General features: G+C 55.1%; 17 protein-coding genes. 10 read left to right on the forward strand and 7 right to left on the reverse strand.

The annotated features are described in order from the left end of the window. Nucleotides 1-497: 497 nt before the first annotated feature. The 4 genes from pdhR (at nucleotide 498) to lpdA (ending at nucleotide 7547) form a co-directional block, all read left to right on the forward strand. Nucleotides 498-1262, forward strand: a complete 765-nt coding sequence (gene pdhR, locus L379_RS18725; RefSeq protein WP_015572686.1) for a pyruvate dehydrogenase complex transcriptional repressor PdhR — start codon at nucleotides 498-500, stop codon at nucleotides 1260-1262. 123 nt (nucleotides 1263-1385) lie between these two features. Continuing rightward, entirely contained in the window at nucleotides 1386-4049 is a 2664-nt protein-coding gene (gene aceE / locus L379_RS18720) for a pyruvate dehydrogenase (acetyl-transferring), homodimeric type (RefSeq protein ID WP_003856315.1), read from the forward strand. 14 nt (nucleotides 4050-4063) lie between these two features. Further along, a complete protein-coding gene (gene aceF / locus L379_RS18715) occupies nucleotides 4064-5947 on the forward strand; it encodes a pyruvate dehydrogenase complex dihydrolipoyllysine-residue acetyltransferase (RefSeq protein WP_032652580.1) in 1884 nt (627 codons plus the stop codon). A 175-nt stretch (nucleotides 5948-6122) separates the two neighbouring features. Next, nucleotides 6123-7547, forward strand: a complete 1425-nt coding sequence (gene lpdA / locus L379_RS18710) for a dihydrolipoyl dehydrogenase (protein ID WP_003856313.1) — start codon at nucleotides 6123-6125, stop codon at nucleotides 7545-7547. Nucleotides 7548-7599: 52 nt separating this feature from the next. Here lpdA and L379_RS18705 read toward each other — a convergent pair whose 3' ends face one another. Together L379_RS18705 and L379_RS18700 are read right to left on the reverse strand one after the other, a co-directional pair. Next, nucleotides 7600-8391 carry a DUF2950 family protein gene (locus L379_RS18705; RefSeq protein ID WP_032652581.1) on the reverse strand — a complete coding sequence of 264 codons (792 nt, stop codon included), beginning with the start codon at nucleotides 8389-8391 and terminating at the stop codon, nucleotides 7600-7602. A 10-nt stretch (nucleotides 8392-8401) separates the two neighbouring features. Then, entirely contained in the window at nucleotides 8402-9871 is a 1470-nt protein-coding gene (locus tag L379_RS18700) for a DUF3300 domain-containing protein (protein WP_032652583.1), read from the reverse strand. 445 nt (nucleotides 9872-10316) lie between these two features. On the opposite strand from L379_RS18700, the gene acnB reads away from it, so the two are divergent. Both acnB and yacL read left to right on the forward strand, forming a co-directional pair. After that, the gene (acnB, locus tag L379_RS18695; RefSeq protein WP_032103189.1) at nucleotides 10317-12914 is read left to right on the forward strand and encodes a bifunctional aconitate hydratase 2/2-methylisocitrate dehydratase; all 2598 of its coding nucleotides are present in this window, start codon (nucleotides 10317-10319) and stop codon (nucleotides 12912-12914) included. A gap of 211 nt (nucleotides 12915-13125) precedes the next feature. Beyond that, nucleotides 13126-13488 (forward strand): protein YacL, encoded by a 363-nt coding sequence (gene yacL / locus L379_RS18690; protein ID WP_017694501.1) that lies wholly within the window; start codon nucleotides 13126-13128, stop codon nucleotides 13486-13488. Between the two features lie 31 nt (nucleotides 13489-13519). On the opposite strand, the gene speD is transcribed toward yacL, so the two are convergent. The 3 genes from speD to L379_RS18675 form a co-directional block, all read right to left on the reverse strand. Then, nucleotides 13520-14314, reverse strand: coding sequence for an adenosylmethionine decarboxylase (gene speD, locus L379_RS18685; protein WP_017694500.1), 795 nt, complete (start codon nucleotides 14312-14314; stop codon nucleotides 13520-13522). After that, the gene (speE, locus tag L379_RS18680; protein WP_032652585.1) at nucleotides 14315-15184 is read right to left on the reverse strand and encodes a polyamine aminopropyltransferase; all 870 of its coding nucleotides are present in this window, start codon (nucleotides 15182-15184) and stop codon (nucleotides 14315-14317) included. 101 nt (nucleotides 15185-15285) lie between these two features. After that, nucleotides 15286-15633, reverse strand: coding sequence for a YacC family pilotin-like protein (locus tag L379_RS18675; RefSeq protein WP_003856306.1), 348 nt, complete (start codon nucleotides 15631-15633; stop codon nucleotides 15286-15288). A gap of 145 nt (nucleotides 15634-15778) precedes the next feature. On the opposite strand from L379_RS18675, the gene cueO reads away from it, so the two are divergent. Further along, nucleotides 15779-17338: a multicopper oxidase CueO gene (gene cueO / locus L379_RS18670; protein WP_032652587.1), complete on the forward strand. Its 1560-nt coding sequence runs from the start codon at nucleotides 15779-15781 to the stop codon at nucleotides 17336-17338. Between the two features lie 87 nt (nucleotides 17339-17425). Here the strand turns inward: cueO and L379_RS18665 are convergent, their stop codons facing one another. Beyond that, a complete protein-coding gene (locus tag L379_RS18665) occupies nucleotides 17426-19816 on the reverse strand; it encodes a glucose/quinate/shikimate family membrane-bound PQQ-dependent dehydrogenase (protein WP_003856304.1) in 2391 nt (796 codons plus the stop codon). A gap of 206 nt (nucleotides 19817-20022) precedes the next feature. Here L379_RS18665 and hpt point away from each other — a divergent pair, with 206 nt between their 5' ends. Further along, nucleotides 20023-20559, forward strand: a complete 537-nt coding sequence (gene hpt, locus L379_RS18660) for a hypoxanthine phosphoribosyltransferase (protein WP_003856303.1) — start codon at nucleotides 20023-20025, stop codon at nucleotides 20557-20559. Nucleotides 20560-20623: 64 nt separating this feature from the next. On the opposite strand, the gene can is transcribed toward hpt, so the two are convergent. After that, on the reverse strand, nucleotides 20624-21286 hold the full coding sequence (gene can / locus L379_RS18655; RefSeq protein ID WP_003856301.1) for a carbonate dehydratase: 663 nt from the start codon (nucleotides 21284-21286) through the stop codon (nucleotides 20624-20626). Between the two features lie 107 nt (nucleotides 21287-21393). Here can and L379_RS18650 point away from each other — a divergent pair, with 107 nt between their 5' ends. Both L379_RS18650 and L379_RS18645 read left to right on the forward strand, forming a co-directional pair. Next, nucleotides 21394-22320, forward strand: coding sequence for an ABC transporter ATP-binding protein (locus L379_RS18650; RefSeq protein WP_017383763.1), 927 nt, complete (start codon nucleotides 21394-21396; stop codon nucleotides 22318-22320). Then, a complete protein-coding gene (locus L379_RS18645; protein WP_032652590.1) occupies nucleotides 22317-23087 on the forward strand; it encodes an ABC transporter permease in 771 nt (256 codons plus the stop codon). Before L379_RS18650 ends, L379_RS18645 begins: the two co-directional genes overlap by 4 nt. Nucleotides 23088-23170 lie beyond the last annotated feature (83 nt).

Genomic DNA, 23170 nt, shown 5'->3' on the forward strand with positions numbered 1-23170 from the left:
GTGTAATTATGAAAGTCCATATTCTGTATTTATTTCTTTACGGTTAACTATACCGAAAAAAGCGGAGATGGCTTCCGTTAGCGCAAGAATAGTGGTAAGCGCCAGCGAATGCACCTGCTTTATGAAGGGATGAAGACGACTTGAATAAAAAGAAACCAATTGTAAATCGGTACGTTAACCCCTCATACCCCAACCTATAGAATAGAAATGCGTCAGAAGAGGGCGAATTTTCATTTTTTGCCTTGTTGAATCGCTTCAGATTGCAAAAACCCTCGTTTCATTATGGTTAAAACTGCCTCTTTGGTAGTAACCATTTCATTTGTGCAAAGTTACATTCCTGAAACGTTAGTTCTGTAAGGTTGTTAAAATGTGCCGGGTTTACTGATTTCAATCAAAACCAATATGGACAGAAGGTGAATACTTTGTTACTTTAGCGATACGAACATGAAATTGGTAAGACCAATTGACTCCGGGCAAAAAGGCGTAAGACAGGGAATATGGCCTACAGCAAAATTCGCCAACCAAAACTTTCCGATGTGATTGAGCAGCAGCTGGAGTTTTTGATTCTCGAAGGGACACTGCGCCCGGGCGAGAAACTCCCGCCAGAACGCGAGCTGGCAAAACAGTTCGACGTTTCACGCCCCTCTCTGCGTGAGGCGATTCAACGTCTCGAAGCAAAGGGCCTGTTGCTCCGTCGCCAGGGTGGCGGAACCTTTGTGCAAAACAGCCTGTGGCAGAGCTTCAGCGACCCGCTGGTAGAACTTCTCTCTGACCACCCAGAATCCCAGTTTGATCTGCTTGAGACCCGTCACGCGCTGGAAGGTATCGCGGCCTATTACGCCGCCCTTCGCAGCACTGATGAAGACCGCGTACGTATTCGCGAGCTGCATCAGGCCATTGAACGGGCACAGCAGTCCGGCGATTTAGACGCCGAGTCCAATGCCGTCGTCCAGTATCAAATTGCCGTCACCGAAGCGGCGCACAACGTGGTGCTCCTCCATCTGCTACGCTGCATGGAGCCGATGCTGGCCCAGAACGTTCGTCAGAATTTTGAATTGTTGTATGCCCGTCGGGAGATGCTCCCACTGGTAAGCAACCATCGCACCCGAGTATTCGAGGCGATAATGGCCGGGGAACCGGAGCAGGCGCGCGAAGCGTCGCACCGCCATCTGGCTTTCATTGAGGAAATCTTGCTGGACCGCAGCCGTGAACAATCGCGTCGCGAACGTTCATTACGCCGCATACAGCAACGAAAGGATTAAGCGCCAGGTACTTTTAGAGCGCGGCAACTAAACGCAGAACCTGTCTTATTGTGTTTTCTGGCGAAAATACAATGGGACAGGTTCCAGACAAATCAACGTATTAGATAGATAAGGAATACCCCCATGTCAGAACGTCTCCAAAATGACGTGGATCCGATCGAAACTCGCGACTGGCTACAGGCGATCGAATCGGTTATCCGTGAAGAAGGTGTTGAGCGCGCTCAGTATCTGATTGATCAGCTGCTTTCAGAAGCACGCAAAGGCGGCGTGAAAGTGGCTTCAGGTGCAGGGGCTAGCAACTACGTAAACACGATTGCCGTCGAAGACGAACCGGAATACCCGGGCAATCTGGATCTGGAACGCCGTATCCGTTCTGCTATCCGCTGGAACGCCATCATGACCGTTCTGCGCGCATCCAAGAAGGACCTGGAACTGGGTGGCCACATGGCGTCCTTCCAGTCTTCTGCGACCATTTACGAAGTGTGCTTCAACCACTTCTTCCGTGCAGCTAACGAGAAAGATGGCGGCGATCTGGTGTACTTCCAGGGCCACATCTCTCCGGGCATCTATGCACGTGCTTTCCTGGAAGGTCGTCTGACTGAAGAGCAGATGAACAACTTCCGTCAGGAAGTTCACGGTAAGGGTCTGTCTTCTTACCCGCACCCTAAACTGATGCCTGAGTTCTGGCAGTTCCCGACCGTATCTATGGGTCTGGGTCCAATCGGTGCGATCTATCAGGCTAAATTCCTGAAGTACCTGGAACACCGTGGTCTGAAAGACACCTCTGAGCAGACCGTTTACGCCTTCCTGGGCGACGGTGAAATGGATGAGCCAGAATCTAAAGGCGCGATCACCATCGCGACCCGTGAGAAGCTGGACAACCTGTGCTTCATCATCAACTGTAACCTGCAACGTCTGGATGGTCCGGTAACCGGTAACGGCAAGATCATCAACGAACTGGAAGGCATCTTCGCAGGTGCTGGCTGGAACGTGATCAAAGTGATGTGGGGCGGTCGTTGGGATGAGCTGCTGCGTAAAGACACCAGCGGTAAACTGATCCAGCTGATGAACGAAACCGTTGACGGCGACTACCAGACCTTCAAATCCAAAGACGGTGCCTACGTTCGTGAGCACTTCTTCGGCAAATATCCTGAAACCGCAGCCCTGGTTGCAGACTGGACTGACGAGCAGATCTGGGCGCTGAACCGCGGTGGTCACGATCCGAAGAAAGTTTACGCTGCACTGAAAAAAGCGCGTGAAACCAAAGGTAAAGCGACTGTGATCCTGGCCCACACCATTAAAGGTTACGGCATGGGTGATACCGCAGAAGGTAAAAACATCGCTCACCAGGTTAAGAAAATGAACATGGACGGCGTGCGTTATATCCGCGATCGTTTCAACGTTCCAGTGACCGATGAGCAGGTAGAAAAACTGTCTTACATCACCTTCCCGGAAGGTTCTGAAGAGCACAAGTACCTGCACGAACGTCGTCAGGCGCTGAAAGGCTACCTGCCTGCTCGTCAGCCTAACTTCACCGAGAAGCTGGAACTGCCAGCGCTGGAAGATTTCTCTCAGCTGCTGGAAGAGCAGAACAAAGAGATCTCTACCACTATCGCTTTCGTTCGTGCCCTGAACGTGATGCTGAAGAACAAGTCGATCAAAGATCGTCTGGTTCCAATCATCGCCGACGAAGCGCGTACTTTCGGTATGGAAGGTCTGTTCCGTCAAATCGGTATCTACAGCCCGAACGGTCAGCAGTACACCCCGCAGGACCGTGAGCAGGTTGCATACTACAAAGAAGACGAGAAAGGTCAGATCCTTCAGGAAGGTATCAACGAACTGGGTGCAGGCGCATCCTGGCTGGCTGCTGCGACTTCTTACAGCACCAACAACCTGCCGATGATCCCGTTCTACATCTACTACTCCATGTTCGGGTTCCAGCGTATCGGTGACCTGTGCTGGCAGGCAGGCGACCAGCAGGCTCGCGGCTTCCTGATCGGGGGTACTTCTGGTCGTACGACCCTGAACGGTGAAGGTCTACAGCACGAAGATGGTCACAGCCACATTCAGTCTCTGACTATCCCTAACTGTATCTCTTACGACCCGTCTTACGCGTACGAAGTGGCAGTCATCATGCATGACGGCTTGCAGCGCATGTACGGTGAAGCGCAAGAGAATATTTACTACTACATCACCACCCTGAACGAAAACTACCACATGCCGGCAATGCCAGCAGGTGCCGAGGAAGGTATCCGTAAAGGTATCTACAAACTCGAAACCATCGAAGGTAGCAAAGGTAAAGTTCAGCTGCTGGGCTCCGGTTCTATCCTGCGTCACGTTCGTGAAGCAGCGCAGATCCTGGCGAAAGACTACGGTGTGGGTTCCGATGTGTACTCTGTTACCTCCTTCACTGAACTGGCGCGTGATGGCCAGGATTGTGAGCGCTGGAACATGCTGCACCCAATGGAAACCCCACGCGTTCCGTACATCGCTCAGGTGATGAACGACGCGCCAGCGGTGGCGTCTACTGACTATATGAAACTGTTCGCTGAGCAGGTTCGTACTTACGTTCCAGCTGATGATTATCGCGTACTGGGTACTGACGGCTTCGGTCGTTCTGACAGCCGCGAAAACCTGCGTCACCACTTCGAAGTTGATGCTTCCTACGTGGTAGTAGCAGCACTGGGCGAACTGGCTAAACGTGGCGAAATCGATAAGAAAGTGGTTGCAGACGCAATTACCAAATTCAACATCGATGCAGATAAAGTTAACCCGCGTCTGGCGTAAGAGGTAAAAGAATAATGGCTATCGAAATCAATGTACCGGACATCGGGGCTGATGAAGTTGAAATCACCGAGATCCTGGTCAAAGTGGGCGACAAAGTTGAAGCTGAACAGTCGCTGATCACCGTAGAAGGCGACAAAGCTTCTATGGAAGTCCCGTCTCCTCAGGCTGGCATCGTTAAAGAGATCAAAGTCTCTGTTGGCGATAAAACCGAGACCGGTAAACTGATCATGATTTTCGATTCCGCCGACGGTGCAGCAGCTGCTGCACCTGCGCAGGAAGAGAAGAAAGAAGCAGCACCTGCTGCTGCTCCAGCAGCGGCCGCGGCAGCGAAAGAAGTGAACGTGCCTGACATCGGCGGTGACGAAGTTGAAGTCACTGAAATCCTGGTGAAAGTGGGCGATACCGTTGCGGCCGAGCAGTCACTGATCACCGTAGAAGGCGACAAAGCCTCTATGGAAGTGCCGGCACCGTTCGCGGGTACCGTTAAAGAGATCAAGATCAACACCGGCGACAAAGTGTCTACAGGTTCCCTGATCATGATTTTCGAAGTGGCGGGCGCTGAAGGCGCTGCGGCTCCAGCGAAAGCGGAAGCTGCTCCGGCTCCAGCGGCTGCTGGCGGCGTGAAAGACGTTAACGTACCGGACATCGGCGGTGACGAAGTTGAAGTGACCGAAGTGATGGTAAAAGTGGGCGACAAAGTTGCCGCTGAACAGTCACTGATCACCGTTGAAGGCGACAAAGCTTCTATGGAAGTGCCTGCGCCGTTCGCCGGTACCGTTAAAGAGATCAAAATCAACACCGGCGACAAAGTATCTACCGGCTCTCTGATCATGGTCTTCGAAGTGGAAGGCGCAGCACCTGCCGCCGCTCCAGCTGCCGCGGCTGCTCCGGCACCGGCTGCTGCACCGGCTCAGGCTGCTAAACCGGCTGCTGCCCCTGCTGCTAAAGCAGAAAAATCTGAGTTCGCTGAAAACGACGCTTACGTCCACGCGACTCCGCTGATTCGTCGCCTGGCGCGCGAATTCGGTGTGAACCTGGCGAAAGTGAAGGGCACTGGTCGTAAAGGCCGTATCCTGCGCGAAGACGTTCAGGCTTACGTGAAAGATGCGGTGAAACGCGCCGAAGCTGCACCTGCTGCTGCCGGTGGCGGTATCCCGGGCATGCTGCCATGGCCGAAAGTAGACTTCAGCAAGTTCGGTGAAATCGAAGAAGTGGAACTGGGCCGTATCCAGAAAATCTCGGGTGCGAACCTGAGCCGTAACTGGGTAATGATCCCGCACGTTACCCACTTCGATAAGACCGATATCACCGATCTGGAAGCGTTCCGTAAACAGCAGAACGCCGAAGCTGAGAAGCGTAAGCTGGACGTGAAGTTCACTCCAGTGGTCTTCATCATGAAAGCGGTTGCCGCTGCCCTTGAGCAGATGCCTCGCTTCAACAGCTCCCTGTCCGAAGACGGCCAGAAGCTGACGCTGAAGAAATACATCAACATCGGTGTTGCGGTTGATACGCCAAATGGTCTGGTTGTTCCGGTCTTCAAAGACGTGAACAAGAAGAGCGTCACTGAGCTGTCCCGTGAACTGACCACCATCTCCAAAAAAGCGCGTGATGGTAAGCTGACTGCCGGCGAAATGCAGGGCGGCTGCTTCACTATCTCCAGCATCGGCGGCCTGGGTACCACCCACTTCGCGCCGATTGTGAACGCGCCGGAAGTGGCTATCCTCGGTGTGTCCAAGTCCGCGATGGAGCCGGTGTGGAATGGCAAAGAGTTCGTGCCGCGTCTGATGATGCCAATCTCTCTGTCCTTCGACCACCGCGTGATCGACGGGGCTGATGGTGCGCGTTTCATCACCATCATCAACAACATGCTGAGCGACATTCGCCGCCTGGTGATGTAATCGAAAAGCCGGCCAGTCGGCCGGCTTTTTTCTGATAATCTCATGGGGTTTTTGAGGTTATTGGTGAAAGCGATAATTCGTGAGCCGTTTGTTGTTTCAAAATTGTTAACAATTTTGTAAAATACGGGCGGATAGAACGACCCGGTGGACGACGGGTATACATTAAGAGGTCATGATGAGCACAGAAATCAAAACTCAGGTCGTAGTACTTGGGGCAGGCCCGGCAGGTTACTCCGCAGCATTTCGCGCCGCGGATTTAGGTCTGGAAACCGTCATCGTAGAACGTTACAGCACCCTCGGCGGTGTTTGTCTGAACGTCGGCTGTATCCCTTCTAAAGCGCTGCTGCACGTAGCGAAAGTTATCGAAGAAGCCAAAGCGCTGGCTGAACACGGTATCGTCTTCGGCGAGCCGAAAACCGACATCGACAAAATTCGTACCTGGAAAGAGAAAGTTATCACTCAGCTGACCGGCGGTCTGGCGGGTATGGCCAAAGGCCGTAAGGTGAAAGTGGTAAACGGTCTGGGTAAATTCACCGGTGCGAACACCCTGGAAGTGGAAGGCGAAAACGGCAAAACCGTGATTAACTTCGACAACGCGATCATCGCGGCAGGCTCTCGCCCAATCGAACTGCCATTCATTCCACATGAAGATCCACGCGTGTGGGATTCCACCGATGCGCTGGAGCTGAAAACCGTTCCTAAGCGCCTGCTGGTTATGGGCGGCGGTATCATCGGTCTGGAAATGGGTACCGTGTACCATGCGCTGGGTTCAGAGATCGACGTGGTTGAAATGTTCGACCAGGTTATCCCGGCTGCCGACAAAGACATCGTTAAAGTCTTCACCAAACGCATCAGCAAGAAATTCAACCTGATGCTGGAAACCAAAGTGACTGCCGTTGAAGCGAAAGAAGACGGTATTTACGTTTCCATGGAAGGCAAAAAAGCCCCATCCGAACCACAGCGTTACGACGCCGTGCTGGTGGCTATCGGTCGTGTGCCGAACGGTAAAAACCTCGACGCGGGCAAAGCTGGCGTGGAAGTGGACGACCGTGGCTTCATCCGCGTTGACAAACAGCTGCGCACCAACGTGCCGCACATCTTTGCTATCGGCGATATCGTCGGTCAGCCAATGCTGGCGCACAAAGGTGTTCACGAAGGTCACGTTGCCGCTGAAGTTATCGCCGGCATGAAGCACTACTTCGATCCGAAAGTGATCCCATCTATCGCGTACACCGAGCCAGAAGTTGCATGGGTCGGTCTGACTGAGAAAGAAGCGAAAGAGAAAGGCATCAGCTACGAAACCGCCACCTTCCCGTGGGCTGCTTCTGGCCGTGCTATCGCTTCCGACTGCGCAGACGGTATGACCAAACTGATCTTCGACAAAGAGACTCACCGTGTTATCGGTGGTGCGATTGTCGGTACCAACGGCGGCGAGCTGCTGGGTGAAATCGGTCTGGCTATCGAAATGGGCTGTGACGCGGAAGACATCGCGCTGACCATCCACGCTCACCCGACTCTGCACGAGTCCGTGGGCCTGGCGGCAGAAGTGTTTGAAGGTAGCATTACGGACCTGCCAAACGCGAAAGCGAAGAAGAAATAATTTTCTTCAGATGAAAAAAGCGGCCTCAGGCCGCTTTTTTTATGCGCCGCGTTCAGGGGGTGACAGGCTGCCAGGTTTTATCCGGGTGGTATGCAGCGAGCGCCTGCGCTTTCTGCGCCGAATCGTTGCCGAGATTTGCCTGATAAACTTTGTCATCCTGATTAACGACAAAGCTCATTACCCCCGTCTGACCATAGCTCACGGGCCAGGCAACCATCGCAAAGCCATTTTTATCCGGCAGAATGCGGAACCGATAACCGTGATAGCCCATACCTGGCTCCGGCGGGCTGAAGGCGGGACCCAGCGGGCTTGGCGCTTCGCCCGGCGAGATGGGCCAGTACAGGCCGTCTTTTAGCCCTGGCGTGCTGACAATCTTCTGCGCATAGCGGTGGTTCATGGCGTAGTAGCTCTGCTGTGCGTCGACGTAGGCGTGCAGCGCTTCGATAGCCGCGAGTTCGTTGCGGCCGATTTCGCGGGTCAGGATCTCATCCGCCGCTTTCTGCATATCAAATTGCCAGCCCTCTTTTTTCTTCACTACCGGTATGGGGAGTTGCCAGCCGTTATCGCCAACTGACAGATGGGCAATATCGCCGCTGATTTCGGTACGATGGTTTATCTTCCAGTCACGCAGGAATCGAGCCACCGCCTCCGGATCAACCCCTTCAGGTGGCAGATAGTCGCGCCAGTTATCCCCCAGCAGGTCGGCCATCGCGCGCTCATTCTGCTCGCTGATGGCCTTTGTCAGGGCATTGGCTGCCTGCTCAGGCGTGGAGAAGGATTGCTGGGCGCAGGCGAAGGTGGATACCATCAACAACAGCATTCCACCGATCGGTTTCATGTTCATAGCGGCTCCCTTAACGACGATGGAATTCACGGTGTTCGGTATGGTGTTCGGACAGCTGCTGGCGGAAGCTGGCACGCTGTTCACTGTTCAGCGACGCGTGCTGGCGGCTTTGCAGCCCGCGCTGGTGCTGGGCCTGCCAGTTGGCCGAGCGGCTGTCGTTGCCGCTCAGGGCGTTTGCCCGCAGCGGCTGATGCTGAACCTGCGTCGGGCGTCTGGTTTGCGCAAGAGTATTATTCATCCGTTGTGCGTGGGGCTGCGCGCTGTCGTAGCCGCGATAGTTGCTGCGCTGAGAGAGCTGCTTCAGCTGCTGCGCGGACGCTGAATGTTGCGGGAAATGCGCGTCGCCATGCTGTAGCTGTGTGAGGGTTTTGCCCGTCGACTGCTGTACCTGCGCCATCGCGGCCTGCCGCTGGCTATCGCGGTTGACCGGCTGCTGCCGGGTAGCGCTCAGCCCGCCCGGCACTGAAGTCTGATGATAGCGGCTGGCAAGCTGGCTATTGGCGTAGGGCACGCCGTTGCGGTAGGCCGGATTATGCTGCCAGACCTGATGATTATCGGTAAGGTGCTCGCCGGTGATCTTATTGAAGTTATTAACATTAATATTAATGTTATCGCCGTTATGCGAATAACCGCCGTGGTGATCGTCATCATGATCGTGATGGTGATCGTCGTCATCGTCCCAGTCGATGTTGCTGAACAGCGCATAGGTGGTGGCTACGCCGAGACTATAGCCGAAGCCTCTGACAAAACTATTGGTAAACTGCTGGCCGGGAGACGGGGGCAGATACACCGGCGGATAGCTGGCGTTTGGCCACGTACCGTAAACGGTGGAAGGGTTGTAGGTAGGGACATAAACCACCTGTGGATCGGCTGGCTCAATTTTAATCACCGTCGGACTAGCCGACGTTGACGTCGCGGCTGTACTGGTGGAGGCTGGCGCAGATTTTTTCACGGTGGTGACGGTCTGCTGCGGGGTGGATTGCAACGTGCCTGTCTGCTGCGCCAGCAGGCGCAGACGCTGCACGGAATCCATCACATCCTTTGGCTGGGCCAGAAAGGCGTCGCCGAGGCTCTGTACCCACGACGGGTTTTCCCCCATCAGCGACATTAACTGCGGAAAAGCGACCAGCGATTTTACGCTGGCATCCCATGGCTGCCCGCTGACCGCCTGAATGGCGGCATCACCCTGCATTTTAGGGTTGTCCTTGGACCACTGGGCGGCCTGAATCACGCTCGCCGGATAGGTTGAGGCCATCAGAATTTGCGACAGCAGCGCGTCGGGGTAGAGCGCAATGGGCGCGGTCCACTGATCGATCTGCGCGGCGGTATAAGCCGGAGTCGCCACCGGGGCAACCGGCGCAGGTGCAGGAGCGGGAGCGGGTTCCGTTACGCGGCTTTTAACGAACATGACGCCCGAGGCGGCAAACAGCCCCGCACTGCAAAGCAGAACAAGAAGATGTGGTTTAAAAGGCAACTTCATAGATTGACTCCAACGAGACGAGTGCAGTGCCGTGAGGCGTTGCTGTTGCCGCGAGTATCATTCACCCGTGTTTTACAGTTTTAACTTTTGTTGGGAAAACCTCCGAAGCATCCGGATAAAGAGTGTGAGTATTTATTACACAATTATATCGGATGGCTGAACAGGCGACGGAAATTCAGAAGGCCGCGCGAGCGACCAGCAGCGCGTTGTCGGGGTGACGACAGACTTACGGAACTGCTTACGGGCCCGGTGACGGGTTGCTACACCATGCTTAACGATTCAGCAAATTTTTTAATGTTGCTTTTTTGTAAACAGATTAACACTGTGCAGAAATCCTGCTATGCTGCCCGACGCGGTATCGGGCATTTACCCTACAAACTGCTGTCTCACAGGAGCGTGAAGAGAACGCCCGCCGCATATGACAATGAGAGCGAGGAGAACCGTCGTGCTAGAAGAATACCGTAAGCACGTAGCAGAACGTGCCGCCGAGGGAATTGTACCCAAACCGTTAGATGCAACCCAAATGGCCGCGCTCGTCGAGCTGCTGAAGAACCCGCCTGAGGGCGAAGAAGAATTCCTGTTAGATCTGCTGATCAACCGTGTACCGCCTGGCGTAGATGAAGCTGCCTACGTAAAAGCCGGATTCCTTGCCGCCGTTGCCAAAGGCGAAGCCACCTCCCCACTGGTTACTCCTGAAAAAGCGATTGAACTGCTCGGCACCATGCAGGGCGGCTATAACATTCATCCGCTGATTGACGCGCTGGATAACGACAAGCTGGCGCCAATTGCTGCCAAAGCGCTCTCTTCAACGCTGCTGATGTTCGATAACTTCTACGATGTGGAAGAAAAAGCCAAAGCAGGCAACGTTTACGCGAAGCAGGTGATGCAGTCCTGGGCCGATGCCGAATGGTTCCTGAACCGCCCTCAGCTTGCTGAAAAAATTACCGTTACCGTCTTTAAAGTGACCGGTGAAACCAACACCGATGACCTTTCTCCGGCGCCGGATGCATGGTCTCGCCCGGATATCCCACTGCACGCCCTGGCGATGCTGAAAAACGCCCGTGAAGGCATTGAGCCGGATCAGCCAGGCGTGGTTGGCCCGATCAAACAGATCGAAGCCCTGCAACAAAAAGGTTTCCCGCTGGCTTACGTCGGTGACGTGGTTGGTACCGGTTCTTCCCGTAAATCCGCCACCAACTCCGTGCTGTGGTTCATGGGCGACGACATTCCGCACGTGCCGAACAAGCGCGGCGGCGGCCTGTGCCTCGGCGGCAAAATTGCGCCAATCTTCTTCAACACCATGGAAGATGCGGGCGCGCTGCCAATTGAAGTGGACGTGAGCAACCTGAACATGGGCGACGTGATTGACGTTTACCCGTATAAAGGCGAAGTACGCAACCACGAAACCAACGAACTGCTGGCCAGCTTCGAACTGAAAACCGACGTGCTGATCGACGAAGTGCGTGCCGGTGGCCGTATTCCGCTGATCATCGGCCGTGGCCTGACCACCAAAGCGCGTGAAGCGCTGGGTCTGCCGCACAGTGACGTATTCCGTCAGGCGAAAGACGTGGCGGAAAGCAACCGCGGCTTCTCGCTGGCACAGAAAATGGTGGGTCGCGCCTGCGGCGTCGCCGGTATCCGTCCTGGCGCGTACTGCGAACCGAAAATGACCTCCGTGGGGTCTCAGGACACCACTGGCCCAATGACCCGTGACGAACTGAAAGACCTGGCGTGCCTGGGCTTCTCTTCCGATCTGGTGATGCAGTCCTTCTGCCACACCGCGGCGTATCCGAAGCCGGTTGACGTAACCACGCACCACACGCTGCCTGATTTCATTATGAACCGTGGCGGTGTCTCCCTGCGTCCGGGCGACGGCGTTATCCACTCCTGGCTGAACCGCATGCTGCTGCCGGATACCGTCGGTACCGGCGGTGACTCCCATACCCGTTTCCCAATCGGGATCTCCTTCCCGGCGGGTTCCGGTCTGGTGGCGTTTGCCGCAGCGACCGGCGTGATGCCGCTGGACATGCCTGAATCGGTGCTGGTGCGCTTCAAAGGTAAAATGCAGCCGGGCATTACCTTGCGCGATCTGGTGCACGCAATCCCGCTGTATGCCATTAAACAGGGTCTGCTGACCGTTGAGAAGAAAGGCAAGAAAAACATCTTCTCTGGCCGCATTCTGGAAATTGAAGGTCTGCCGGATCTGAAAGTGGAGCAGGCGTTCGAGCTGACCGATGCCTCTGCCGAGCGTTCTGCGGCGGGCTGTACCATCAAGCTGAACAAAGAGCCGATTATTGAGTATCTGACCTCCAACATCGTGCTGCTGAAGTGGATGATTGCGGAAGGCTACGGCGACCGTCGTACGCTGGAGCGTCGTATTCAGGGCATGGAAAAATGGCTGGCGGATCCGCAGCTGCTGGAAGCCGATGCTGACGCAGAGTACGCGGCGGTGATTGAGATCGATCTGGCGGATATCAAAGAGCCAATCCTGTGTGCGCCTAACGATCCGGACGATGCGCGTCTGCTCTCTGACGTACAGGGCGATAAGATCGACGAAGTGTTCATCGGCTCCTGTATGACCAACATCGGCCACTTCCGTGCTGCCGGTAAGCTGCTGGATACCCATAAAGGCCAGCTGCCAACCCGTCTGTGGGTGGCGCCGCCAACCCGTATGGACGCGGCACAGCTGACCGAAGAGGGCTACTACAGCGTGTTTGGTAAGAGCGGGGCGCGTATCGAAATCCCTGGCTGTTCCCTGTGCATGGGCAACCAGGCGCGCGTGGCCGACGGTGCGACGGTGGTGTCCACCTCAACCCGTAACTTCCCGAACCGTTTAGGTACCGGGGCGAACGTTTACCTGGCCTCTGCGGAACTGGCGGCGGTTGCGGCGCTGATTGGTAAACTGCCAACGCCGGAAGAGTACCAGACCTTTGTGGCTCAGGTAGATAAGACGGCGGTGGATACCTATCGCTATCTGAACTTCGACCAGCTCTCTCAGTACACCGAGAAGGCTGACGGGGTAATCTTCCAGACCGCAGTATAAATGCTACCCTCTCCCGTGGGAGAGGGGCTGGGGGTGAGGGCACCAGACCGCTCCGCACCTGACCCATTGCCCGGTGGCGCTACGCTTACCGGGCCTACAAAACCCATCGCAACGTCGGTGGGTTTTTATTTTCATTCCTCCCACCTCTCCCGCTTTTTTTCTTCCTCTCTGCTGCGATAATTACCCTAATGGCTTTGCAGAGGAAAACGCTATGGATTACGAATTTTTGCGCGACATCACCGGCGTGGTGAAAGTGCGAATGTCGATGGGGCACGAAGCCGTTGGACACTGGTTTAACGAAGAGGTGAAAGAGAACCTCGCGCTGCTGGATGAAGTCGAACAGGCGGCGGAAACGGTGAAAGGCAGTGAACGCTCCTGGCAACGCGCCGGGCACGAATACACGCTGTGGATGGATGGCGAAGAGGTGATGGTGCGCGCCAACCAACTTGAGTTCTCGGGTGATGAGATGGAAGAGGGGATGAGCTACTACGACGAAGAGAGCCTGTCGCTTTGCGGCGTGGAAGACTTCCTGAGCGTGTTGAACGCCTACCGCGATTTTATGAAACAGAAGTAATTCCCCGAAGCGTCCCTGCTCCGGATCACGTTTACACGGTCGGAATGTTACGGCCGTAGTAAATTTCGCGCATCTCTTTCCAGAGCAGGTCGGTAATGACCTTACGCTCTTCGTCACTTAAATCTTCCGGCCTGGTATGGAACATATAGTGCTTAAGATCGAACTCTTTAAGCATCATCTTGGTATGGAAGATATTCTCCTGATAGACGTTCACATCCATCATGTCGTACAGCGACTTCATGTCTTCGGACATGAAGTTCTGAATGGAGTTGATCTCATGATCAATGAAGTGCTTCATGCCGTTGATATCACGGGTAAAACCACGCACGCGATAATCAATAGTGACGATATCGGATTCCAGCTGGTGGATTAAATAATTCAACGCATTCAGCGGTGAAATCACGCCGCAGGTCGACACTTCAATATCCGCGCGGAAGGTACACAGCCCGCCTTCCGGGTGGCTTTCCGGGTAGGTGTGCACGCAGATGTGGCTTTTATCCAGGTGGGCGACTACCACTTCCGGCAGCGGGCCGGGGTGCTCGGTTTTGTCGATAAGCTTCGGGTCAACCGGCTCTTCACTCACCAGAATGGTGACGCTCGCACCCTGAGGCTCATAATCCTGGCGCGCGATATTCAGGATGTTCGCGCCGATAATCGAGCAGGTCTCTGTCAGGATCTCGGTCAGACGGTTGGCGTTGTAGAGTTCATCGATATAGGCGATGTAACCATCGCGCTCTTCTGCTGTTTTGGCGTAGCAGATATCGTAAATACAAAAACTCAGGCTTTTGGTCAGATTGTTAAAGCCATGCAGTTTAAGCTTTTTCAATTAGTTCACCTCCTTTGAGGACAGCGCGTCTTGCAGATATTGAGGCAACGCAAAGGCTGCGGTGTGGATCGCCGGGTTGTAGTAGCGGCACTGGAGTCCGGCCTGGTGGAAGCGGGCCTGCACGATCTCGGTAGAGAGATGGCGCAGAACGTCGTTATCCGTCGCCCAGGCAAAGGTCATGATCCCGCCGTAGTAAGTGGGGATCGCCGCCTGGTAGAAGCTGACGTCAGTAAAATAGGTGCTCAGCTTACGGTGGCTATCAAGCGCTTCATCCTGTTGCAGGAAGCAAACGCCGTTTTGCGCCACAAAAATTCCGCCAGGCTTCAGGCAGCGCTTGCAGCCTTCGTAAAACGACGAGGTAAACAGCGACGCGCCCGGACCGATAGGGTCGGTACAGTCAGAGATAATGACATCAAACGTTTGCGTAGTCTGGTTAACAAAATTGACGCCATCATCGATAACCAGATTAAACCGCGGATCGTCATAGCTGCCGGCATTATGGTTGGGCAGATACTGGCGGCAGAACGACACCACACCGGCGTCGATTTCCACCATGGTGATGGTTTCGACATTCTGATGGCGAGAGACTTCACGCAGCATCGCGCCGTCGCCGCCGCCGATAATCAGCACGTCCTTCGCGTGGCCGTGGGCCAGCAGCGGGACGTGGGTCATCATTTCGTGATAGATAAACTCGTCGCGCTCGGTGGTTTGCACCACGCCGTCCAGCGCCATCACGCGGCCAAAGGCGGCGTTTTCGAAGATTATCAAATCCTGATGATCGGTTTTCTCATGATAGAGCACGTTATCCACGGCAAAATACTGACCAAACTGATCATGCAGCGTTTCTTGCCATACCGTTTTTTCGGTCATGGGGAGCACCTCCTTCGTTAACATCCATTACATCCGGCAGTTGGGCGCAACACAACACCGCCGTGAGGCGGTTAACGGGTCAACAAGGGGCGTCGGGAAGGTTACTTCACGTAGGCGAGCAGGCTGAGTGAATCGCGAGCCAGCGCTTTGCATTTTTTAGCAGTGGGAATGCCAATACCGCTTAAATCACGGTAGCTGTCTTCACCGAGCGCCTTCATGTCGAAGCTGTCGTAGTTGCTGAGGTCCCATTGGTTCTGCTGGGCAAAAAAGACCAGTGCGCGACGAATTTGCCCATTGGGTAAATTCTGGTAACCACAATCGTTTTTCAGAAAAACAAAAACTGCCGTCAGATCGGCCATATCTTCCGCTTCGTTTTCACTTAGCGCGTAACTGTTCGCACACATCGCCATCAGGCTGGCGAACAAAATTGTTCTGAAAAACGTCTTCATTGCCTTTACCACTGCATCACGGAAAATTAACGTTAGCATATTTGATGCCAGGCCGACGATCTTTATTATTGCCGCCGTGCTTGACCTTCCGGTAAGGGGAGGGTTTATGCTCAAAAGATCGCCTGCTGGAAATAAGGAAATGCACATGCAACGTCGTGATTTTTTAAAATTTTCTGCCGCACTGGGGGTTGCCAGCGCGTTACCTCTCTGGAGCCGCGCCGTTTTTGCCGCCGACAGACCGGCTTTACCCATTCCTGAATTACTCGCCGCAGATGCCCGCAGCCGCATTCAGCTTGTGGTGCAGGCCGGTAAAACCACGTTCGGTCAGCACGCCGCCACGACGTGGGGCTATAACGGCAATCTGCTCGGCCCGGCGTTGCAGTTACGCAAAGGGAAGGCGGTGACGGTAGACATTCATAACACGCTTGCGGAAGAGACCACGCTGCACTGGCACGGGCTGGAAGTCCCGGGCGAAGTGGATGGAGGGCCTCAGGGCATCATCAGGCCTGGAGGTAAACGCAGCGTAACCTTTACTCCGGAACAACGCGCGGCGACCTGCTGGTTCCACCCGCATCAGCATGGCAAAACGGGCCATCAGGTGGCGATGGGGCTGGCCGGCCTGGTGCTGATTGAAGACGATGAAAGCCGCCTGCTGCGCCTGCCAAAACAGTGGGGAATCGACGATGTCCCGGTGATTGTGCAGGACAAAAAATTCAACGCTGACGGGCAAATTGACTATCAGCTGGACGTAATGAGCGCGGCGGTAGGCTGGTTTGGCGATACACTCCTGACCAACGGCGCGATCTACCCGCAGCATGCCGCGCCAAAAGGCTGGCTGCGCTTACGTTTGCTTAACGGCTGTAACGCCCGCTCGCTGAACTTCGCCACCAGCGATAAACGCCCGCTTTACGTGGTGGCAAGCGACGGCGGCCTGCTGCCGGAGCCGGTGAAGGTGAGCGAGCTGCCGATGCTGATGGGGGAGCGCTTCGAGGTGCTGGTGGACATCAGCGATGGCAAAGCGTTTGACCTGGTGACCCTGCCGGTCAGCCAGATGGGCATGGCCGTTGCGCCGTTTGATAAGCCGCATCCGGTCCTGCGCATTCAGCCGCTACAGATCACCGCCTCCGGTACGCTGCCGGAGACCCTCACCACGCTGCCAGCACTCCCGTCGCTGGACGGGCTTACGCAGCGTAAACTTCAGCTTTCTATGGATCCGATGCTCGACATGATGGGCATGCAGGCGCTAATGAAGAAGTACGGCAATCAGGCCATGGCGGGAATGCATCATGGCCAGATGATGGGCCATATGAATATGGACCACGGTAAAATGGGCGGCATGGATCACGGCGGCCATGGTTTCGATTTCCACAACGCCAACCGCATCAACGGCAAAGCGTTCGATATGAACACGCCCATGTTCGCCGCCACGAAAGGGCAGTTTGAACGCTGGGTGATTTCAGGCGAAGGCGACATGATGCTGCACCCGTTCCATATCCACGGCACGCAGTTCCGTATTCTGTCTGAAAATGGTAAAGCGCCGGAGGCGCATCGTGCGGGCTGGAAAGATACGGTGAGGGTGGAAGGCGGCGTCAGCGAGGTGCTGGTGAAGTTCGACCACGAGGCGCCGAAAGAGTTTGCCTATATGGCCCACTGTCATCTGCTGGAGCATGAAGATACGGGGATGATGCTCGGTTTTACCGTATAAAAAAAAGCCGGGTGGCGGCTTCGCCTTACCCGGCCTACATAGGGCACCCGTAGGCCCGGTAAGCGTTAGCGCCACCGGGCTTTTTCGTTACTTAGCGTCGTCAGGCAGTGCATACGCGACAATATAGTCGCCCATCTTCGTGCCAAACGAACCGTGACCACCCGCAGAGATGACAACGTACTGCTTGCCATTCACTTCATAGGTCATCGGCGTTGCCTGTCCACCGGCTGGCAGACGGCCTTGCCACAGTTTCTCACCGTTGGTCATGTTGTACGCGCGCAGGTAGTTATCTGCGGTTGCCGCGATGAACAGCACGTTACCGGCGGTGGAGATTGGGCCACCCAGCATTGGCATACCCATATTGAAAGGCACTGGAACAGGCATCGGGAACGGCATGCTGTCCTGTGGCGTACCAATACGTTTCTTCCAGACGATCTTGTTGGTCTTCAGATCCAGACCGGAGATGTAACCCCAGGCAGGCTGTTTACACGGCAGACCGAACGGAGAAAGGAACGGATTCAGGGTCACACCATAAGGAACGCCATACTGCGGCTGGATACCGGCTTCGGTACCGCTGCCTTTCGCATCTTTCGGCTGCTCCATTGGGTTACCCGGACCACGAGGGATCAGGCGGGAAACGAACGGCAGCGCCATTGGGTTAGCGATGGCGACCTGACGGTTAGGGTCAACGGAGATCCCACCCCATTCGAACATCCCCAGGTTACCCGGGAAGACCAGCGTACCCTGCTCTGACGGCGGGGTGAAAATCCCTTCGTAGCGCAGCTGGTGGAACATCACGCGGCATACCAGCTGGTCAAACATGGTGGCACCCCACATGTCTGCACCGCTGAGATCTTTCTTCGGACGGAAGCTCAGGTCAGAGAACGGCTGCGTTTTGGTGACGTAGTCGCCTTTGGCCGCACCCTGCGGAACCGGTTTTTCCGGCGCAGGAACAACCAGCTTACCGTTGCTACGATCAAGCACGAAGATGTTACCGGTTTTCGCCGGGGCGTAAATCACCGGTACGGTTTTACCGTTAACGGTAATGTCCGCCAGCGTCGGCTGGGACGGCATATCCATATCCCACAGATCGTGGTGAACGGTCTGGTAGCTCCATGCCAGTTTACCGGTCGTTGCGTTCAGCGCCACGATGGAGCTGGCGTAACGTTCCTGCTCCGGCGTACGGTTACCGCCCCAGATATCCGGCGTGGTCACGCCCATCGGCAGATAGACCAGGTCCAGCTTCGCGTCATACGCTGCCGGTGCCCAGGAGTTCGGTGAGTTAAAGGTAAAGGTGTGTTCATCCGATGGGATCGCGTTAGGATCTTTCGCGCCCGGGTCGAAGGCCCACAGCAGTTTACCGGTGTTCACGTCGAAACCACGGATAACGCCGGAGGTTTCACGGGTGGAGAAGTTATCCGTTACCGAACCGGCAATCACGATGGTTTTATCGGTGATGATTGGCGGGGAGGTCGGTTCATACAGGCCCGGCGTGGTGTCCGGCATGTTGGTCTGAAGATTCAGAATGCCTTTATTGGCGAAGGTTTCGCACAGCTTGCCGGTCTCAGCATTAATGGCAAACAGGCGGCCATCGTTCACCGGCAGCATAATGCGGCGAGGACAGTCGGCAATGACTTCCGGGCTGGCATTATCGGCGCGCGCTTCGTGGTAAGAGACGCCGCGGCAGGTAATGTGCTGGAACGACGGGTTGGAGTTCAGCTGTGGATCAAAGTGCCATTTCTCTTTACCGGTAGCCGCGTCGAGCGCGAACAGACGCTGGTGCGCCGTACACAGGTAGAGCATGTTGCCCACTTTAATTGGGGTCACTTCGTTGGTCAGCTCACCCGGATCGTTTGGCATCTTCAGGTCGCCGGTACGGAATACCCAGGCTTCCTTCAGGTTTTTCACGTTGTCCGCGTTGATCTGCTTCAGCGGAGAGTAGCGTTGACCTTCCTGATTACGACCATAAGCAGGCCAGTCACCGTCCGCCACCTGCGAAATAGCCGCAGCCGGCGTGGATTCCGCGTTCAGCGTACCGTTGATCTCCTGCGGGTCGTTAAAACCGGCCCAGGTCAGGATGCCGCCACTAATCAGCAGGGCAACGACCAGACCGGCCACGGCGCCACTGGAAGGGACGATCAGACGACGCCAGACAAACGGCAGGATCAGCCAGATACCGAAGAAGACCAGAATGTCGCTGCGCGGCGTCAACGCCCAGAAGTCGAACCCGACTTCCCAGACGCCCCAGATCATGGTTGCGAGCAGTAACGCTGCGTACAGCCACAGAGCAGATTGTTTTCTGCGTAAAAGCAGGACGGTTACGCCAACCATAACCAGACCCGCAATCGGGTAGTACCAGGAGCCGCCAATCGCGACCAGCCATACGCCACCGATTAACAAATACAGCGCGCAGAATGCGGCAAACGCGGCTGTTAATGTCACCAGTAGACGCGGCTGTTTAGTTTTTGTTTCAGCCATAGAAAAGTACTCGTCAGTTTTGTTAATTATTTGCTAGCAATTAATTATAGGTATTAACAACTGTGATCGGAATCACAAATATTGCTTTTTATAACTCATACGCCAGGCTTATCCATTTACTGGTATAATGGCTGGCTTGCGTATCGATGCCGGAGCGAGAGTCATCCGCATTGAGAGATTTTCACTAAAATCATTTGGTTAGTAATATGAAACATACTGTTGAAGTGATGATCCCGGAAGCCGAGATCAAAGCGCGTATCGCCGAACTGGGTCGTCAAATCACCGAACATTACAAGGACAGCGGCAGCGAAATGGTGCTGGTCGGTCTGTTGCGTGGCTCTTTCATGTTCATGGCAGACCTGTGCCGTGAAGTGCAGGTGCCGCACGAGGTCGATTTTATGACCGCCTCCAGCTACGGCAGCGGCATGTCCACAACCCGTGATGTGAAAATCCTGAAAGATCTGGATGAAGATATTCGTGGCAAAGATGTGTTGATTGTTGAGGACATCATCGACTCCGGCAACACGCTCTCTAAAGTGCGTGAGATCCTGAGCCTGCGTGAACCAAAATCACTGGCGATTTGTACTCTGCTGGATAAGCCTGAGCGCCGTGAAGTGCAGGTGCCGGTGGAGTTCGTTGGTTTCTCCATCCCGGACGAATTCGTGGTGGGTTACGGCATTGATTACGCGCAGCGTTATCGCCATCTGCCGTATGTTGGGAAAGTAGTGATTCTGGACGAATAATTGCGGGTTGATGCCCTCACCCCAGCCCTCTCCCACAGGGAGAGGGTGAAAACCCCCGGCTTTGTTATTTATGGTTAACGTGCTTAAGCTTGAGGTTGGCAATTCCCGAGCGGTAACGCTGTTCCAGCGTTTCGCGGTTGGTGGCGGTCACTTCCAGATTGCGTAGCAGGCCGTCGTGAATACCGTACGCCCAGCCGTGGATGGAGACCTTCTGTCCGCGTTTCCAGGCAGACTGCATAATCGTCGAGTGACCCAGGTTATAGACCTGCTCCATCACGTTCAGCTCACACAGCGTGTCGAGACGGCGCTCCTGCGGCATTTCGCCCAGCAGTGAGCTATGTTTGAACCAGATATCACGGATGTGCAGCAGCCAGTTATCGATTAACCCCAGCTCTGTATTTTCGACCGCCGCCTGTACGCCGCCGCAGCCGTAGTGGCCACAAATAATGATGTGCTCAACCTCCAGAACGTCAACGGCATACTGAACAACCGAAAGGCAGTTGAGATCGGTATGAATAACGAGGTTAGCAACATTGCGGTGAACAAACAGTTCGCCCGGTTCAAGACCGGTCAGACGTTCGGCGGGGACGCGGCTGTCGGAACATCCAATCCAGAGAAAGCGCGGGTTCTGCGCCTGTGCCAGTTTTCCAAAAAATCCGGGGTCTTCCTCCACCAGCATTTTTGACCATAGTGCATTGTTGCTGATGAGTGTATCTATGTCGTTCATGGAGGTTAGCGACCTGTAACCAAGTGATTGCGTTGCGCTACTATAGGGTAACCCGACTTTTAATGAAACCACACAACGTGTGTCAGAACTTAAGGTAAGTTGAATTCATGGCGATTGCACTGGAGCTTGAACAGCTCAAAAAAACCTACCCGGGGGGCGTCCAGGCGCTGCGCGGGATAGATCTTAAAGTCGAAGCGGGAGATTTCTACGCGCTTCTGGGGCCGAACGGGGCGGGAAAATCGACCACCATCGGGATTATCAGCTCGCTGGTCAATAAAACGTCTGGCCGCGTTAGCGTGTTTGGCTACGACCTGCAAAAAGACGTGGTCAACGCCAAGCGCCAGCTGGGGCTGGTGCCGCAGGAGTTCAACTTCAACCCGTTCGAGACGGTACAGCAGATTGTTGTTAACCAGGCGGGTTACTATGGCGTTGAGCGCAAAGAGGCGCTTGAGCGCAGCGAAAAGTATCTCAAACAGCTTGACCTGTGGGAGAAGCGTAACGAGCGCGCGCGGATGTTGTCCGGGGGGATGAAGCGCCGCCTGATGATTGCTCGCGCGCTGATGCACGAGCCAAAGCTGCTCATTCTTGATGAACCGACCGCTGGCGTGGATATTGAACTGCGTCGTTCCATGTGGGGCTTCCTGAAGGATCTGAACGACAAAGGCACCACCATCATCCTGACTACGCACTACCTGGAAGAGGCAGAGATGCTGTGCCGCAACATCGGCATCATTCAGCACGGCGAGCTGGTGGAAAACACCTCGATGAAGAACCTGCTCTCCAAGCTGAAATCAGAGACCTTTATCCTCGATCTGGCGGCGAAAAGCGCCCTGCCGAAGCTGGAGGGGTATAACTATCGCCTGGTCGATACCTCGACGCTGGAGGTAGAAGTGCTGCGCGAGCAGGGAATCAACAGCGTGTTCTCCCAGTTGAGCGCGCAGGGCGTTCAGGTATTAAGCATGCGTAACAAAGCGAACCGACTGGAAGAGCTGTTTGTCTCTCTGGTGCACGATAAACAAGGAGACAAGGCATGACGCATCTTTACTGGGTCGCGCTGAAAAGCATCTGGGCGAAAGAGATTAACCGCTTTATGCGCATCTGGGTGCAAACCCTGGTGCCGCCGGTGATCACCATGACGCTCTACTTCATCATTTTCGGCAACCTGATTGGCTCCCGCATTGGTGAGATGCACGGCTTTACCTATATGCAGTTTATCGTGCCGGGCCTGATCATGATGGCAGTGATCACCAACGCTTACGCGAACGTGGCATCCTCATTCTTCAGCGCCAAGTTCCAGCGCAACATTGAAGAGCTGCTGGTGGCGCCAGTGCCGACGCACGTCATTATCGCCGGTTACGTGGGCGGCGGCGTGGCGCGCGGGCTGTGCGTGGGTATTCTGGTGACGGCTATTTCGCTGTTCTTCGTGCCGTTCCAGGTGCACTCGTGGCTGTTCGTGGCGCTCACGCTATTGCTGACGGCGATCCTGTTCTCACTGGCTGGCTTGCTGAACGCCGTGTTCGCCAAAACGTTCGATGACATCAGCCTGATCCCGACCTTCGTGCTGACGCCGCTAACCTATCTGGGCGGGGTGTTCTACTCCCTGACGCTGCTGCCGCCGTTCTGGCAGGCGCTGTCGCACCTGAACCCGATTGTCTATATGATCAGCGGCTTCCGCTTTGGTTTCCTCGGCATTAACGATGTCCCGCTGTTCACCACCGTTGTGGTGCTGGCGGTATTTATCGTGGCGTTCTATCTGCTGTGCTGGTATCTGATCCAGCGTGGACGTGGGCTGCGTAGCTAATCTTCTGCCCGGCGACGTTCTGTTTGCCGGGCACTTTCTTTGACAGTTATCACCGTAAACTAACCTTCACCTGGATAAACTAC

Origin of the sequence: Enterobacter sp. MGH 33, assembly GCF_000534535.1 — a bacterium.
In the GTDB taxonomy this organism is placed as follows: domain Bacteria; phylum Pseudomonadota; class Gammaproteobacteria; order Enterobacterales; family Enterobacteriaceae; genus Enterobacter; species Enterobacter hormaechei_C.